Genomic DNA, 18,125 nt, shown 5'->3' with positions numbered 1-18,125 from the left:
ATAAAGGAATAAAAATCGAAAATAATGAAAAAATAATTGGTTGTGGTAGTGGTATTTCCATGCCGTTAACTTTAACTATTACAACAAAAGTAAAAACCTATTCCGAGTATGGTATTCCTAATGAAAGCGAGTATGTTGATATCACTCAAAAATACAAAATTATGGCTAAACCTGAAATCTGTTATGCTAAACCTTATGGAATGATACTGTATCCACAATATGTTTGGGCAAGTGTTAGACCAGTACCATATCAAGGAAGTCTTGATTGTCTTTTATCTGGTTATGCTGAGCATGAGTTTGAATCATCGCTTTTTGATGACAGTAAACACTGGGTTAATGGTTGGAATTATGATAATAGCCGAGAAAGGGATAGCTATTGCGGTGGTGGTTATAATGCAAATGTTTTTGATCCAGTTAATGGTTTTAAAGTGTCAGCTTCTCCTCATTTCCCTACCACAGGCTTTCCAGGGGCAAAATTTCAATTAGTCATGACAGGTCATCAAGATGATTTTGAATATACGTATTCGGCAACGCCAAATGATAGTATTACGGTTGATAAACAAGGTTATGTTATGTTGATTAAAAAGCCGATAGGTCCTGTCACAATAACTGCAAAATTTAAACATGATGAACAAATTCCTGAACAAAATTATACTTTCAATTTAACCGGTATATGGGCGGTACCATATGGAAATGACTATTATACCTATCAGCAAACCGTTAATTTGTGTGGTGGAGAGTCGAATATTCCCTCAAGGACTGAAATGTCAAATTCTCCAAATGCACCAATGTCATGGACAGAATGGCCACTTGAATGGGATGCCTTTACTCGTACTATAGGACAAGGACTTTTGAGCGAATGGGGTATGACAATTAAGAATACTTACCCTGATTCAAATTGGTTTAGTGGATTTTTGTGGTTTTATTCTCGAGATCAATATATTGATCCTGTGAGTGATTCAGACTATTTTATGGATAGATTTGCTATTGATGCTTGGATTGGGCAGATTAAAGTTTACAAAAAATCAAACGATTTACATGCAGTTTGTAAACAATAAAAAGTTTATTGAAAAATATTATTAATTAAATGAAAACACGCAAGTACTCTACCATTTACTCTTCTTTATTTTTGAATTTGAGAATAAAGAAGAGGATTATTAAGTTGCTAAATGCACAACAAAAATGTTTTACGCAAGCGTAAGCTTTATTCAGAAAAAGCTAACATCTAAATAAACCCCAAATACAACAAACGCTTTTTATAAAAAACTGAAAAATTTTGTGTAAAGGGTATATTTTTCTTAAAAAAAATGGCATTATTTAAACCGACATAGCTTGATTTATCAATCAAGTTTTAGAACTACCAAGCTACTCGTATTATTTATGTGAAAATAAGTAATAAACCGATCCACAAATATTAATGCAATTCTTAATTTCAAAGTACTATAAGAGCGTTTAATTCGTCATAAAGATATCAATAGTTGTATTGTCAAACATAAAATAAGTTTTTGGTTATTCTGTATTTGTCTGCTTAATTAATATTTATTATTGGTATTGTTATATCTTGATTACTGAATTTTTTAACAATTTAAAATTTCTGTTCGTGCTTTATTTTTTATAAAAACATAAGGTGGAGCCTTACAAATGTTAAAATACAGTCGGTTAATGACATATCTATACGCTACTAGAAAATTAGCGACTAATTTCGGGATTAAATCTGCAAGATATACCACAAGATTTCATATTCGATATTACTCATTATTTCATTTACTTAATCAATATTCCAAAAGGCTACTATTAACGCAAAGATTATATGATTTTAGTCGTTTAATCTTTATTGTTAATATTATTCTGGCGACTAATGCTTATGGTTTAAATGTAATTAATATAACGACATCCAACGCCATTCAGGGCCACGAACCCTATTTTACTATTGATAATGGTGCCAGCAAACTAGATAAGTTTGATGATTTTTTTTGGATCACTTTATCAGATGGTACAACTATCCAAGCTTCACAAGATACTTCTAGCTTCAATAACCCGATAGAATTACCATTAGACATGGAAACCTTTGCTAGTATCAAAACTTTTGTTCCTTTATCTAGTGCCGGTAATGCCAGTTATCCCAAATTAGATATGGCGGAGTTGTTAAAAACACCTTATAGTTATTTTGGTGATGATGATGGTGACGGTTACGATAATACTGGAGAAATTACCGCCACAGCAACAGGTAATCTCAGTTTAAAGTGGGAATCGCCGTATCCTGGGCAATCCACCTTTTATGACATTACGCCAATAGTTCAACAAAATATCAATGCATTAATGAATAACTGTAATGGCCCGTATAAATTAACCATCACTGCCAGTGATACCACATTAATCACACCTTATGGTGATCCCCAACAAAACACTATTCCCTCTAGTAGCCATTCTTATTACATCAAACCGAATAAATTATTAGCAACGACTTGTTATGCTCAACCTAGTTTGGTTTATCATAATCAAATTCTTCCATCAGGAGGTTATGACGTATCGGGTAAATTATGGGACGAAGGGTATTCCTCTAATGATGGAGGAATAACACGCATACCAGGTAGAGGATATAAAGTTATAAATGCCTCAAATAGCGGTGATTATAATGGTGCAAATCAGGTATTTAAGAACAACTTTCCCAGCACTGGCTCTCATGGGCTCTATTTTTACTTAATATTTGGTGGTATAGATCCTCAAACTGTCTTAAATGCTAATGGCCCAATAGTAAATGCAGAAGAAGGGGGAAATGTGACCTTATCACTGAGTGCTGGCTCGACTGAGAAATGGGAATATTTCGGTGGTTCCTTTGGAATAATCGAACCTGCTTTAAAAGTAAAGTTAAATGGTCCACGTTACAATTCAAATGATAAACTATTTAGGCCATCCACTTTTAAAATATATCTTGATAGGGCTAAAACTAAGTTACTGTATGAATTTAGATTAATGCGATGGTACATTCCTCAACCAGTTGTCAATTATGCCAAGAGTACATCGTCTTTGTCTGAAGTTATTGCTGCTCAAAATAAGGCTAAAGAATATTGTAGCAATTTTGGTTTTGGTTATCGTTTGGCTGAAGTGAATGATTATGTCAATACACTGAGTCCAAAAAATGGATGGAATATTGGTATCCCTAATCGAAATGGTACATGGTATTCTCGTCAGTTAAGTTATCGAGATAATGGACAATGGATCGGTGGAATTAATAGCGAATGGGGATGCATGGTTAATGATTGGAATGCGACAACGCAATATTCACTTCAGTGCTCAGGCTATTCGGGCAGTGATTGGGATTCCTATTATTACTTAACCGCCAGTCAAGCAAGCAATGCAACCGTATCAGCCAATAATGGCAAACCAATCATTAATCATTTGAATTTTGGTATACCGCTTGTGTATGACTTTAACCAATATGGCGATATATACCGTATTGCTTGTGTAACACCTTAGTCTTAAATTTAAAAATTAAGCAAAGTCTATTTGTTAATTTTCTATTTTTTTAACTGTAAATAGAACATTCATGGCAGCGGAAAAATTGACAATTATTAAATTAATTTTCAAATGAGCTTCAATTTCAATAATATTATAAATATGAAGGTTATACAAAATATTATGAAATGTAATCATTATTCAGTTTATTAAAGTTGTTTAGTAATGCTTAATTAGTCTATATATAGGACATTGAAATGGGGTTTTGATTTTGTTATTTTGTCGCGCTTTTAAACATGAATAGGAAATAACATATGAAGAAAGTATTAGTAACACTCTCAATAGTTATGTCGTTAACTGGCTGTAAAGTCGAGCTTGCACCAATAGTAAATCTAAGTGACATTAACAGTGAATCGGCTAAAACAGTACAATCAAAATTAATTGTTGAAGTTATGTCATGTAAAAGTTATGAAGATTCAAGACAAGAGTCATCAGATGTAAAGGATGCTAAAGAAGCTATTGCTAAAGTGTTTAATAATGCTAAATATATTGAATGTTATACTGAAAAAATGGATTCAAAAGCGTTATTTGAAATTCCGATAACGGTTGGAGGTAAAAATCCAGTTGATGGTATTCAAATCACCAATACGGATATTGGCGGTGGAATGGTAATTAAAATGTCAGATAATTTAAAACATAATTTTGAACGTCAAAAAAAAGCATCATTTATTGATATAAATCCACTAATAAAAATAACCATAAATAATGACATTAATAAAGATCAAGATATTGTTGTTCATGGTATTTTGGCAAATAATAAAACTTACCTTCCTTACTCATGGTATAGTATAAAAGCAAATGAAAATCAAATATTTAATCTATCTGATGTTTCGGTATCTTCGTTGATTCAAAATGGGGAAACTCTGGTATATGAAGATTTTGATAAACGTGTTGAGATAACAAAACCAGAATAATAAATAGTCAAAAACCCTCATCAGAGGGTTTTATATTATCTTAACTGAATCAGTTTTGACGATCTTTTAGCTCAATTATTAAAATAACCATATGAAAAATATTTAATTATAATTATTTTTGCATGGTAATTAAAATAATTACTGTAACAGGTGAATATTAATAGTAGAAAATTTCCTTTATTTTTTAGCAAAAGCTTTTGATAAAACTTAAATAATCAGAGTTAGTTAACTATTTTTCATAAAATCATGAGCGCCAGCCGGAAATAATAACCACAGTTCCCAATAAAATAATACCCGCGCCAATTAAGTCAAAACTAGACAATTTAACATTATCAACCAATCTAAGCCAAATCATTGATACGATAATATAGATACCGCCATAGGTAGCATAAATACGGCCACTTGCTTCTGGATGTAATGATAGTAACCAAGCAAATAACATTAAACTTAGTATAGCTAATCCCAAAAAACAATGAGATGCTGTTTTTTTGAACCAAATATAGACACAATAGCAGCCAAAGATTTCAGCTAAAGCAGTTAAAAAGAAAAGACTAATAATTTTCAGCATAATGTAATCCTAAAAGAATCAATATAACTATTTTATCATAATGCATTGTGTTACTTGTTGGCGATTTACAGGCATGCATTTATCATTGAAAAGTAATATGCTAAAGATTATTTATTATCGATTGGGGCAATACCGACCCAAGAGGAGAAAAAATTCCTATGTATATTAAAGTTACAAGCATGGGATAAGATAACTAAGCAATACCAAAAAGTTCCATTTATTCTTTATCAAGGTAAATAATTATTTACATTATTCTAAACCGCTTATAAAGCGGTTTAGAATTGATTACCGAGATAAAAAACTGACAACAAATTAAATTCTTCTATTTAAAAAATCCCACAGCAAATTCCCCCAAAAAAATTAAGAAGAGGGGGTTTTTAATCACATCTAATCCAATATTGCTTGATCTTTCTGGTTAAAAATTGAATCTACATCAAATTAGGCTATAATGCCGCATCGTTTAATTTTTGTTATTAAAGATGAATATTGGTTTTATTGGTGCAGGTAAAGTGGGTTGTACTTTGGCTAAATATTTTAGTCTTTGCGGTATGCAAATTACTGGTTTTTATAGTCGTGATTATCTACAAACACAAGCGGCAAGTGAATTTACAGACAGTGAAGCATATTTAACTTTATCTAGCTTAATAGCAAATTGTGATTGTCTATTTTTGACTGTGCCGGATAGTCAAATTAGTTCTGTATGGCAAGAGGTTAGTCGATTACTGATTGAGAATAAATTGGTTGGTCATTGCAGTGGTTTGCTGACATCGCAGTTATTTACTATCGATCAGATTGTTTATCCTTTAGCATTTTCGTTACACCCTTTATCGGCAATTTATGATCGTTTTATCTGCTACAAGGACATGGCTAAGGTATCTTTCACTTTAGAAACCAATAATCCCTTAGCATTAGCTAAATTACAACAGATGTTGTCACCTTTGGTTAATTCGATAGCAATATTATCGGCAGAACATAAAGCGCTTTATCATGCGGCTTGCGTTATGCTAAGTAATCATGTTATTGCCTTAGCTCAGGTTGGCAGTGATATGTTGGCTAGGTGTGGTTTAGATCACCACTTTTGTCAACAAGCGTGGCATAATTTATTTTTAGAGAATGCCAAAAATATTTGTAATGTTGGTACGTTAAATGCATTAACTGGTCCGGTTGAGCGTAATGATGCAAATACTATAAAACAACATTTACTCAACTTACCTGCTGATATAAAACCTTTATACCAACAATTATCGACAAAATTACTTAATCTTAGTCGGCAAAAACATCCTAATAGGGACTATCATCAATTAGAACTGGAGCTGTTACCTTGAAAAATACAATTCTAACTTTACAACAACGTAAACAAAAACAACAAAAGATCACCATGTTAACTGCTTATGACTACACAACGGCAAAACTGATGGACGATAGCGGTGTAGATTGTTTATTAGTTGGTGATTCATTAGGAATGGTGATGCTAGGCTATGAAAGTACGGTTTCTGTCACCATGGAAGATATGATTCATCACTCTAAAGCCGTGGCAAAAGGTGCTAAAAACGCATTGGTTGTGACGGATTTACCGTTTATGTCTTACCATGCTTCTGTTTATGATGCTGTACATAATGCTGGTCGTTTGATTCAAGAAGGCAATGCACAGGTTGTAAAACTAGAAGGTGGGCGAGCATTTTGTGAACATATTAAGATGATTGTTCAAGCATCGATTCCCGTTATTGCCCATATTGGTTTGATGCCACAATCAGTATTAGCATTAGGAGGTTACAAAGTACAAGGTAGAGATTACCAAGCGGCTAAAGATATAATTTTGGATGCATTAGCAGTTGAACAAGCCGGTGCTACAGCTATTTTACTCGAATGTGTACCTGCCGATTTGGCTAAATTTATTACTGAACTTGTTAGCATACCAACGATCGGTATTGGTGCTGGTCATGGTTGTGATGGTCAAGTGTTAGTTTATCAAGATATGTTGTCAATGTATGATGGCGTATCATCTAAATTTGTTAAATCTTTTGCGCCAATCGGTGATCAAATGAAGCAAGCATTTGCCGATTATTGCCAAGAGGTAAAACAGCAACAATACCCAGCATCAATGCATGAGTTTGCCATTGACGGTGAGATTATGATTCAACTTAAATCTGAATTTTCAAAATAGCCAGAAAGGATAATAATTGTGAAAGTTGTAACAACAATTGATGAAGTTCGTCAGCAGGTTAAATCGTGGCGTAAAAACGGTGCAACCATTGGTTTAGTACCAACCATGGGGTATCTGCATGAAGGTCATCAGAGCTTAATGGCTGTGGCTAAACAAGATAATCAAAAAGTGATTGTTACCATTTTTGTCAATCCAATGCAGTTTGGCCCGAAAGAAGACTTAGCCAGTTATCCTCGTGACTTAGAACGCGACAAAAACGCCTGTCAACAAATGGGGGTTGATCTGCTCTTTTGTCCATCAGCCAGTGAAATGTATGATGCCAATTTTAATAGCTATGTGAATGTTAATGGCCTAACTGATGCTCTTTGTGGCAAAAAGCGACCCGGCCATTTTAAAGGTGTTTGTACTGTGGTTACTAAGTTATTTAATATCACGCAACCTGATCGAGCCTATTTTGGTCAAAAAGATGCTCAACAACTAGCTGTTATTCAGCGTATGGTAAGTGATCTTAATGTTGACATCGAAATTATCGGTTGCCCAATTGTGCGTGAAAGTGATGGGCTAGCTAAAAGTTCTCGCAATAGCTATTTATCGCAACAAGAACGTTTAGCCGCTACCTGTTTGTATCAATCAATCGAATGTGCCCAGCAAATGATTCAAACTGGTGAAAAATCAGTACAGACCATCTTAACTGAGATGCAAAATATCATAAATGCACAGCCATTAGCTAAAATTGATTATATTGAATTTGTTGATTATGCAACATTAACCGCGGTTGATCGTTTAAATCAAGATAGTTTATGTGCTTTGGCGGTTTATATTGGTAAAACCAGATTGATTGATAACTTTATTTATCATCATTAGTATTTACGATTCTAATCGTTCATAACGTTAAGACCACTTGCTAACAAGTGGTTTTTTTATACTAATTTCATTGTTATCTGATTTAAATTTGATTTAATCAAACACTTTATTCGTCTAGTAATTTATTGTTAAATCATTTTACGGTAGAATAATCACATTTTTATGCCTTGAATTAGGATTGATAGCTTTATTATGAAAAACACGACTTATAATCCACAAGAAATCGAACAACCTATTTATCAACATTGGGAGGAAAGTGGTTACTTTAAGCCTAATGGTGACAAATCTCAGCCAAGTTATTGTATTGCTATTCCACCACCAAATGTAACTGGTAGTTTGCATATGGGACATGCTTTCCAACAAACTATTATGGATGCGCTAATTCGTTATCATCGTATGCAAGGCAATAACACGCTTTGGCAATCAGGTAGTGACCATGCCGGTATTGCAACGCAAATGGTGGTAGAACGTAAAATTGCTGCTGAAGAAAACAAAACTCGCCATGATTATGGTCGTGAAGCGTTTATCGAAAAAATTTGGCAATGGAAAGCTGAATCAGGTGGTAGCATCACTAAACAGATGCGACGTTTAGGTGATTCGGTTGATTGGGATCGTGAACGCTTTACTATGGATGAAGGGCTTTCAAATGCGGTTAAAGAAGTTTTTGTAAGACTTTATCAAGAAGACCTAATTTATCGTGGTAAACGCTTAGTTAACTGGGATCCTAAATTACGTACCGCAATTTCTGATCTTGAAGTAGAGAATCGTGAAGTAAAAGGTTCAATGTGGCATTTACGTTATCCATTAGCGGATGGTGTTAAAACTGCAGAAGGCAAAGATTATCTAGTTGTCGCTACAACTCGCCCTGAAACATTATTTGGTGATACTGGTGTTGCCGTTAATCCAGAAGATCCTCGTTATAAAGATTTGATTGGTAAATTTGTCATATTACCATTTGTTCATCGCCGAATTCCGATTGTTGGCGATGAACATGCGGATATGACAAAAGGTACTGGCTGTGTAAAGATTACTCCTGCGCATGACTTTAATGACTATGAAGTTGGGCGTCGTCATCAATTACCAATGATTAACATCTTAACTTTTGATGGTGACATTCGTGCTCAAGCTGAAGTGTTTGATACTAATGGTGAGCCAAGTACTGCACACGCAACCGATATTCCGGCACAGTTTCAAAATTTAGAACGCTTTGCTGCGCGTAAATTAGTTGTTGCGCAGTGTGAAGCTCAAGGTATTTTAGAAAAAATTGAACCGCATGACTTAACTATCCCTTATGGCGATCGTGGTGGTGTGGTAATCGAACCTATGTTAACCGACCAATGGTATGTGAGAGCAAAAGTATTAGCGGAACCAGCTATTGCGGCGGTAAAAAATGGTGATATCCAATTCGTGCCTAAACAATATGAAAATATGTATTTTTCATGGATGAATGATATTCAAGATTGGTGTATTTCGCGACAATTATGGTGGGGACACCGAATTCCAGCTTGGTATGATAATCAAGGTAACGTCTATGTTGGTCGTGATGAGGCTGAAGTTCGCCGTGAAAATAATCTTGCAGCAGATATTGAATTGTCTCAAGATGACGATGTTCTTGATACATGGTTTTCTTCAGCATTATGGACATTTTCAACTTTAGGTTGGCCAGAAAAGACAGATGATTTAGCTACTTTCCATCCAACTAATGTGCTAGTGACAGGTTTTGATATTATCTTCTTCTGGGTTGCTAGAATGATTATGATGACCATGCATTTCATTAAAGATGAACATGGTAAACCACAAGTACCGTTTAAAACGGTATATGTGACAGGGCTAATTCGAGATGAAGAAGGGCAAAAAATGTCTAAATCTAAAGGTAATGTTATCGATCCTTTAGATATGATTGATGGTATTTCACTGGCTGATCTATTAGAAAAACGTACTGGTAATATGATGCAGCCACAATTAGCGGAAAAAATTGCTAAACGTACAGAAAAACAGTTCCCGAATGGTATTGAAGCGCATGGTACTGATGCCTTACGTTTTACCTTAGCCGCGCTTGCATCTACTGGTCGTGATATTAATTGGGATTTAAAACGTTTAGAGGGTTATCGTAACTTCTGTAATAAACTATGGAATGCCAGTCGTTATGTACTGATGAATACCCAAGACTATGATTGTGGCTTTAATGGTGGAGAGTTAGATTATTCATTAGCGGATAAATGGATCTTGGCGGAATTTAACCAAACCGTGAAAACTTATCGAGAAGCATTCGATACTTACCGTTTTGATTTAGCTGCTAATATCCTATATGAATTCACTTGGAATCAGTTCTGTGACTGGTATTTAGAGTTAACTAAATCAGTATTGGCAAATGGTGAACAGAATCAGCAACGTGCTGCTCGCCATACCTTAGTAACGGTACTTGAAGCCTTACTACGTTTGGCTCATCCAATCATTCCATTTATTACTGAAGCTATTTGGCAAAGTGTCAAACCACTAATGGCAATCAAAGCTGATACCATTATGTTACAACCAATGCCAGCATTTGATAGCAAATTAGTTGATGATAAAGCGGTTGCCGATATCAATTGGATTAAAGACGCTGTCATTGCGGTTCGTAATATCCGTGCTGAAATGAATATAGCACCAAGCAAACCATTACAGCTATTGATTAGAAAAGCATCACCAGCTGTACATCGTATAATTAGTGACAACGTCACGTTTGTCGAATCATTAGCAAGATTATCAGAAATTGTCTTGTTAGATGAAGGTGATGTAGGGCCATTATCAGTCACTAAATTGGTTGATGGCGCCGAACTCCTCATTCCAATGGCTGGACTTATTAATAAAGAAGATGAGCTAGCTCGTCTTGAAAAAGAAATCGCTCGTATTAATGGTGAAATTGCGCGTATTGATAATAAATTATCTAATGCTAGCTTTGTAGATAAAGCTCCAGCAGCGGTCGTTGCGAAAGAGAAAGAAAAACAACAAGGCTATATTAATGATAAAGCAAAATTGCAAGAGCAGCATGCAGCCATAAAAAGTCTTTAACAACTTGAATAAAAAACCTCTCATATGAGAGGTTTTTTTATCTAATTAAACCGTTAACTAATCTTGAAGTAATCAAAATGGCAATGGCCAATAGTATTATCTGCTTCTGTTGCGGCAAAAATTCCTACTTTAGCTCCCACCCATTTACCTTTTCCTGCAGCGAAGCTAGGTTCAATTGAAATCCAGTTTGTCTCATGATCTTTATAGTAAAATTGACAGATACCATTCAATCCCACTTCGACTTTAAGTTGACAATTCTCAGAAGATAATTGAGTGATAATTTGTTGATATTCGTCAACTTGACCTGAATCTTTCATCCAGCCATATCGATAATAAAGCTTATACTGTCCATTATCATAACCGATCATAATTGCTGCATAACGTTCACCATAAACGATTAAACCACCCAAATCACCTGTTTGCTTAGCATTCATTCTAAGTTGAGTTTGCGCCGTAAATTGCCATGCTGAAAATTTTTGCAGTAATAAGTTTGCTGTAAAATAGAGTGTTTGCTGTTGATGACGAGTAGGTAATGGATAACAACTTAAGGTTAATCCTTGATCACTTGCTATTAGCCAATCTGAGTTAGGATTAGCCTGCCATTGCCACTGTAAACCAAATTTACCATGCTGGAAATCGTCACTGGTTTGGATTTTATACTCTTCTGAATGATGGAGCACAGTTGGTTTTTTATATGATAATACCGGTTGTCCTGTAAAGTCATTATAGATACTCTCACCAATGCGAGGCCAATCATCATCACCCCAATACATTGGCTGTAAATGAACAATACGACCATATAAATGGGCATCTTGGAAATGTACAAACCAGCACTCATTGTTGGCCAATTCGATCCATCCACCTTGATGAGGGCCATTGATTGTCGTATTGCCTTGAAATAGCACATTGCGTGCAGTCCAAGGACCCGTTAAATTACGACTACGTAACACCGATTGCCAACCATTTTCAACACCGCCAGCAGGTGCAAAAATGTAATACCAACCATTGCGCTTATAAAGTTTTGGTCCTTCAAGTGTCGGTAAATCGGCAGTGCCATCGTAAATAATTTGACCTTCGCCAATTAATGTTGACCCATCGTTGGCCATTTCAAACAGCTGCAACTTATGTTTTACACCACAACGACTTTGTGCAAAGGCATGCACTAACCATGCTCGACCATCATCATCCCAAAATGGACAAGGATCAATCCAACCGAGTGCTGGTTGTAAGCAGTGTGGTTTGCTCCATTCGCCCCATGGATCAGAGGTATTAGACATAAAAATACCTTCATCAGGGGTACTAAAAAACACCCAAAGTTTTTCATCATGATAGCGAATCGATGGCGCCCAAACCCCTTTACCGGGTTGGACTGCATCATAACCGGGTAAGTCAAGTGCATCAAAAACATGATTGATAATTTGCCAATTTACCAAGTCTTTTGAGTGTAGGATCGGTAATGCTGGCATATGGTTAAAGCTAGATGAAACCATAAAGAAATCATCATTTACTTTGACAATATCCGGATCGGAATAATCACCGCAGATTATAGGATTTTGGTAATAATCTAAACTCATATAATTAACCTTTAATTGTAACTATTACTTATCGACATTCTATCTTAGTCATCACTATCTTTATTTTGTTGTCTAGCAAGTAAATCACTTTGAATTTTTTCCATCATTTTGTCATCTAATTTATAAAAACGCATTAACCACCAAAGTAATAAATAAGAAAATGCTGGTCCAATAGTTAAAAGACCAATAATGCCCATTGTGGCTAATGGTGTTTGTTCATTTACACCAGCTTGATAACCTAATAAACCTAAACTAATTCCGACTAAAGCCCCCGCGATTGCCATGCCAAGTTTTAAGGCAAATAAATTACCTGAGAAAGATAGACCAGTTGCTCGGCGTCCAAATTTCCATTCACCGTAATCAGCAGCATTGGCCATCATATTCCATTTGAATGGTTGATACATGGAATGGAAAAAGCCAATTAAAAAATAGAGTGGGAAAATAACCGCTAACCACACAGGTGGAACAAAAAACATCACCACACCAATAACAAACAACGTTAAATTAATATTTTTAAATAATTGAATAGCAGTAAAACGTTTAGCAAAATAACCAGCAGCCATCGCGCCTAATATAGTACCAACCACGGATGTTGACACAAAGGCTGATTTCATCGCAGTACCCGCTGCTGAGCTAACGCCACCCATCATCAAGTAAGTTGCATAGTAAAGTGTTGCTGAACTACGCATAACGCCAGCCATACTTGAAAAGAAGGTAATAAGAGCCACAATACACCACTGATCATTGCCTAATAAGCATTTTAAATCTTTTTTAACACTGACATTTTTATCTTCAATTGGTACCACTCTTTCTTTAGTGGTTGCAAAACAGAATACTAACATACCAATTGCAATAACGCCCATTATCGCCATGGTTAACTGAAATCCGAGTTGCTTATTTTCTTTTCCTAACCAATCGACTAAGAATAATGTACCGATTGATACCATAAGCCCTGATGCCGATGAAATAGTAAACCGATAGGATTGCGCAGATAAACGATCTTTCTCATCACGAGCAATAACACCACCTAGAGCACAATAAGGGATATTAATAAATGTATAACAAAGCATTAATAATGCATAGGTAATGTATGCATATAAAAGTTTACCTGAATAACCAAAATCTGGTGTTGTATAAGTCATAACAGCTAGTACAGCATAAGGAATAGCAAACCAAATTAACCATGGTCTAAATCGTCCCCATCTTGTTTTAGTACGATCAGCGACCATACCTGTAATCGGATCGATAATAGCATCGAAAATTCGTGTAGCGAGGAACATTATGCCAACCGCAGCGGCAGAAAGGCCATAAATATCAGTATAAAAATAGGTCAAAAACATCGTCACCGAGGAATAGACAATACCACAGGCTGCATCGCCCATCCCAAAGCCGATTTTTTCCATGACTGATAATTTTTTATTATTATCCATCATAAACTCCTTTTAGTTATCAAAATATAATTTGCATAAAACTGTCATTATTTAATTATCGGTTGCGTTAACAACTTATTGAAAAAATAACAATAAATAGAGTTTATAAAATTCATTTTCAAAACAGTATTATGATTTTGCATACCTTAATTACGTTATATGGTTAATGTGATAGATATCACAAATTTATAGCGCCATTTTGGACACAAATAATGTAGGATGTATCGATATTTAACGAGCTTTAATGGCAAGAAGAACTGAATTGTCGAGGTTTATTTTGATAATTTAGATTAATTGTGGTAGAGCATTGAATAATTTATTAAAAAACCTCTCATGGAGAGGTTTATTTATTAATTACATTAAAATTTATAACCAACACCAAGCATCATCACCCAAGGATCAAGTTTATACTTTGCAGTTACTTTAGTATTGCCCAGATGAGTAGTGGCTTTAGTTTCAATATCAATATAACGGACTTGAGCATTGACTAGCCAATTATCGTTAAAAGTATAATCGGCACCGACTTGAGCAGCCCAACCCCAAGAACTATCCAAATCTAGGCCATGAAAACCTGCTTTTTTGGCTTCGCCACTAAGTTTTTCATCAAAAAAGAAAGTGTAATTGACACCAAGTCCTACATAAGGTTGGAGTTCATAATTACTATCAAGTGGATACCAAACTGCGCTTAATGTCGGTGGTAAATGTTTAATTTTACCTAATTTTGCACCAGCCAATCCGGTAGAATTACCTCCACCTAGTTTAACTTGATGACTAAATGGTGTAGCGCCTAATAATTCGATACCGAAATTATCAGTAACCATATATTGAAAGTTTAGCCCAAGTTGCGTGTCATTATTAGCTTTGGCTTTAAGATCGCTTTTTGCTCCACCAACTTTAACATGATCACTTTTATCTTGTGGATGAACATAGACTGGACCGCCACGAATAATGATTTGATCAGCACTATGAGCGAAAGCTGCTGAACTGGCTAATCCAAATGTGACTAGCATAGCTATTGACGTTACCTTCATTTATTATCTCCTTATGTTACTTATATCTACTGACAATTTAACCAGAAATACGAGTTTAATTATCAGACCTTGCTGAAGTAAAAATCTTAATCAATTGAAGAAATATAGCTAAAAGTAATTAGTGATATGTTATCACTATAATTAGTGTATTGATATGCTGTTGAAATAATTTTCATCTTTAAAATAATTGTTTGTTAATTGCGTAATTGATTAAGAGTCAATTGATCAATATTGAATTTATTTAAGATCATGTTTTGTAGACGAATTTAGGGCTTCATTGGATGGATTTTGGCTTTAAAAACCCCGTTCCTCAAATTTTTTGGTTGGTTGAGTTTTGGACGTTTTGTTATTTGGTGGCTATTTATATATGTTATTTCCGTTTGAATAAAGAGTGTTTAAGTGAATGCTCTTTACCAACTTCCACGGCGACCACGCAAGTGGTCACGATGTGACAGCCTACCGCCTGCGTTCGCTTTTAATGCGCCTATGTTTGTCATGCTAACTTCACTCAGTTGTCAGCACATTGTTGATATCGTTAAATTAAATACTCCAAACTTATTTGTAAGAAATAGATTTTCAGTATTGGTACTAGCTGATTTTTTGATGACGCCATAGCCATTTACCACTAATAAGTCGATAATAAAAGAAAATACTTCTAATAATCCAATCTAAAAACATACCAAACCAAACACCAATAACTCCAAATCCAAAATAGACGCCAAAAATATAACCCACAACAATCCGACACATCCACATACTAGCAATAGCGACCCACATGGTATAACTTGCATCTTTCGCACCTTTAAAACCGTATGGCAAAACGAAAGATGAAGCCCAAAAAGGGGTAAATAAAGCATTAAACCAAAGTAAATGTTTGGAGATTTCTATAACTTCTTGATCATTAGTGTAAAGCGAGCTTAATAACCCTGCGAATGGGATCGATAAAAAAGCTAAAAAACAGAGTAATAAACTGGTTACATGAAAAATAAATTTAAGTTGCCGTGTTGGTTGATAAATTTGCCCCATACCAATACGTTTACCAACAATAATTGTCGATGTTGCACCGAGAGTTCCACCTGGTAAATTAAGCAATCCAGCAATTGAAAACGCAATAAAATTAGCGGCTATAGTTGAGGTGCCCATTCCTGCAACGAAGGTTTGCGTGAGCAATTTTCCGATATTAAACATTACCGATTCCACACTAGCAGGAATTCCAATACTTAAAATATCAATCAAAATTTTGCCATTAAATGAATGAAAATAACTACGGAGAGGAATAAATAACGCTCGACTTGGTTTTATGGTTAAGACTAATAAAATAAAGAACATGCCACAATAGCGTGAAATTGTTAAGCCGATACCTGCGCCAATAAAGCCTAATCCTTGCCAACCAAAAGCGCCGTAGATTAGCACATAACTGATCGTCAAGTTTAAAATGTTCATGATAATGTTTAAGTACATTGGTAATTTGGTATTGCCAGCACCACGTAATGCACCACAACCAACTAAAATAAAGGCAAGAGCAGGGTAGCCTAAAACGGTTAATCTTAGAAAAGTAAGCGTTAATTCCTTCACTTCAGGATCGGCTTTACCTGCAATAATTTCGACAATCCAATAACCAGAGAACTCGACAAACAAAAACAGTAAAATCGAAATTATTACTAACAACGTAATGGATTGCCTTGCTGCGACCACGGCTTTTTTACGATTGTGTCGGCCCAAGCTAAACGCCACCACCACAGAAGTACCTAGTGCAACTGCCATAAAGAAGGACATGATAATCATATTAAAGCTTTCTGCAAGTCCGACGGCAGCCATCTCGGCCTTACCAATCCAACTCACTAAAAACGTACTAAAAATCCCCATCAAAATGACCGACAAATTCTCAATCAAAATTGGCATAGCTAAAGGGTAAATTTCGCGCCAGAACAGCACATTATTTGAACGTCTTTTTTTATAAAGTTGAAGATTCTTTAATCGACTAACAAGTTGAAAATCCAATTTCAGGCCTAAAATTTTATTTAGAAAATTGAGTATATTATAACGCCTTTATTTGCTAAAAATGAAATTAAGTTTTATAAAAAAATCAAAATTAATAATTATCATTATCAATAGAGCGTAGCTCTATTTCAAGGCTTATAAATTATAAATAAATTGAGGAATGGAGTTTTATTGTCAAAATTAAATAAAATACCATTGCTAAAAATTTTTGGAGGAAAGGTATGAAGAAATTATTGGTTAGTGGCTTTTTAACCTTAGTTTTAATTGGATGTTCTACTAGACCACCAGCTGAACATGAAATAAAACAAGTACCAGAAGCAAGAATATTCAATCATCAAGCTAAACTAGATAATAATGCGACATTAGTGTTTATCAGAGATAAAGGATTGACTGGTAGCGGATGTTACATAAATTTATTTTTAAATGGGCAAGAAGTTGCTAAGTTTGAAACTAAAGAAAGGGCAACTTTTTATCTGCCTGCTGGTGAAGTTATTATTGGTGCATCTATACAAGGTCACGGATTGTGTAGTTTTAATGCTCCCCGTCGTGAACGTGATTTTAATTTAAATAACAATGAGAAAAAAATCTTTAGATTATTTATAGACCAAAATGGAAACACTGACATAATTCCAACAACTTTATATCAATGATTCAAAAGTTTAAAAAGAACCTGTTTTGCAGGTTCTTTTATTTCTTAAATTATTATAAGTAAATCAAAATTTAAATAATCAAATCAGATAAAAGTATATTACTTTATTACAAATCAATATGATGAGTCTTGTTTAGTGACATTAGCAAAGTGCTGACAATTGAGTGAGATTATCATGACAAAGCAGTTGTTTGTCAGGAAAAAATACAGCCAGTGCGTTAAAAGCGAACGATGACGGAAGACAGTTACGCAAACCCTCTTTACTCGGATGTAATCGCCGTATAGAAATAGCCATCAAACAACAAAACGTCCGAAATAGATCGAATAAAAAATTTGAGGAACGGGATTTTTGAAATCTAAAAC

Annotated in this window: 14 protein-coding genes; 9 read left to right on the top strand and 5 right to left on the bottom strand. The window is 34.9% G+C overall.

Features of this window, described 5'->3' with window-relative positions:
* The 3 genes from H3S74_RS04025 to H3S74_RS04015 form a co-directional block, all read left to right on the top strand.
* The coding region (locus H3S74_RS04025) for a hypothetical protein (RefSeq protein ID WP_198247285.1) at nt 1–1,058 on the top strand (1,058 nt) is incomplete at its 5' end.
* 583 nt (nt 1,059–1,641) lie between these two features.
* Nucleotides 1,642–3,477: a hypothetical protein gene (locus H3S74_RS04020; protein WP_198247284.1), complete on the top strand. Its 1,836-nt coding sequence runs from the start codon at nt 1,642–1,644 to the stop codon at nt 3,475–3,477.
* 293 nt (nt 3,478–3,770) lie between these two features.
* Nucleotides 3,771–4,430 carry a hypothetical protein gene (locus H3S74_RS04015; protein ID WP_198247283.1) on the top strand — a complete coding sequence of 220 codons (660 nt, stop codon included), beginning with the start codon at nt 3,771–3,773 and terminating at the stop codon, nt 4,428–4,430.
* 244 nt (nt 4,431–4,674) lie between these two features.
* Here the strand turns inward: H3S74_RS04015 and H3S74_RS04010 are convergent, their stop codons facing one another.
* Nucleotides 4,675–4,998, bottom strand: coding sequence for a YnfA family protein (locus tag H3S74_RS04010; RefSeq protein ID WP_086364555.1), 324 nt, complete (start codon nt 4,996–4,998; stop codon nt 4,675–4,677).
* A 479-nt stretch (nt 4,999–5,477) separates the two neighbouring features.
* On the opposite strand from H3S74_RS04010, the gene H3S74_RS04005 reads away from it, so the two are divergent.
* The 4 genes from H3S74_RS04005 (at nt 5,478) to H3S74_RS03990 (ending at nt 11,077) form a co-directional block, all read left to right on the top strand.
* Nucleotides 5,478–6,323, top strand: coding sequence for a Rossmann-like and DUF2520 domain-containing protein (locus H3S74_RS04005; protein WP_198247282.1), 846 nt, complete (start codon nt 5,478–5,480; stop codon nt 6,321–6,323).
* Nucleotides 6,320–7,162 carry a 3-methyl-2-oxobutanoate hydroxymethyltransferase gene (panB, locus tag H3S74_RS04000; protein ID WP_198247281.1) on the top strand — a complete coding sequence of 281 codons (843 nt, stop codon included), beginning with the start codon at nt 6,320–6,322 and terminating at the stop codon, nt 7,160–7,162. The genes H3S74_RS04005 and panB overlap by 4 nt, the downstream gene beginning before the upstream one ends.
* Nucleotides 7,163–7,180: 18 nt before the next feature.
* Nucleotides 7,181–8,026, top strand: a complete 846-nt coding sequence (gene panC, locus H3S74_RS03995; protein ID WP_198247280.1) for a pantoate--beta-alanine ligase — start codon at nt 7,181–7,183, stop codon at nt 8,024–8,026.
* A 192-nt stretch (nt 8,027–8,218) separates the two neighbouring features.
* Nucleotides 8,219–11,077: a valine--tRNA ligase gene (locus H3S74_RS03990; protein ID WP_198247279.1), complete on the top strand. Its 2,859-nt coding sequence runs from the start codon at nt 8,219–8,221 to the stop codon at nt 11,075–11,077.
* A 53-nt stretch (nt 11,078–11,130) separates the two neighbouring features.
* Here H3S74_RS03990 and H3S74_RS03985 read toward each other — a convergent pair whose 3' ends face one another.
* From H3S74_RS03985 to H3S74_RS03970, 4 genes are all read right to left on the bottom strand, one after another.
* On the bottom strand, nt 11,131–12,651 hold the full coding sequence (locus tag H3S74_RS03985; RefSeq protein ID WP_198247278.1) for a glycoside hydrolase 43 family protein: 1,521 nt from the start codon (nt 12,649–12,651) through the stop codon (nt 11,131–11,133).
* A 44-nt stretch (nt 12,652–12,695) separates the two neighbouring features.
* Entirely contained in the window at nt 12,696–14,081 is a 1,386-nt protein-coding gene (locus H3S74_RS03980) for a glycoside-pentoside-hexuronide (GPH):cation symporter (RefSeq protein WP_110447744.1), read from the bottom strand.
* A gap of 359 nt (nt 14,082–14,440) precedes the next feature.
* Nucleotides 14,441–15,112: an OmpW family protein gene (locus tag H3S74_RS03975; protein ID WP_198200059.1), complete on the bottom strand. Its 672-nt coding sequence runs from the start codon at nt 15,110–15,112 to the stop codon at nt 14,441–14,443.
* A gap of 588 nt (nt 15,113–15,700) precedes the next feature.
* Nucleotides 15,701–17,113 (bottom strand): EmmdR/YeeO family multidrug/toxin efflux MATE transporter, encoded by a 1,413-nt coding sequence (locus H3S74_RS03970; protein ID WP_232354829.1) that lies wholly within the window; start codon nt 17,111–17,113, stop codon nt 15,701–15,703.
* Nucleotides 17,114–17,334: 221 nt separating this feature from the next.
* On the opposite strand from H3S74_RS03970, the gene H3S74_RS03965 reads away from it, so the two are divergent.
* A complete protein-coding gene (locus H3S74_RS03965) occupies nt 17,335–17,763 on the top strand; it encodes a hypothetical protein (RefSeq protein ID WP_198247277.1) in 429 nt (142 codons plus the stop codon).
* A gap of 190 nt (nt 17,764–17,953) precedes the next feature.
* Nucleotides 17,954–18,115 (top strand): hypothetical protein, encoded by a 162-nt coding sequence (locus tag H3S74_RS03960; RefSeq protein WP_198247276.1) that lies wholly within the window; start codon nt 17,954–17,956, stop codon nt 18,113–18,115.
* Nucleotides 18,116–18,125: the final 10 nt, after the last annotated feature.

The organism is Gilliamella sp. W8126 (assembly GCF_016102185.1).
In the GTDB taxonomy this organism is placed as follows: Bacteria; Pseudomonadota; Gammaproteobacteria; order Enterobacterales; family Orbaceae; genus Gilliamella; species Gilliamella apis_A.
This window is presented reverse-complemented; position numbering and strand designations above follow the sequence as displayed.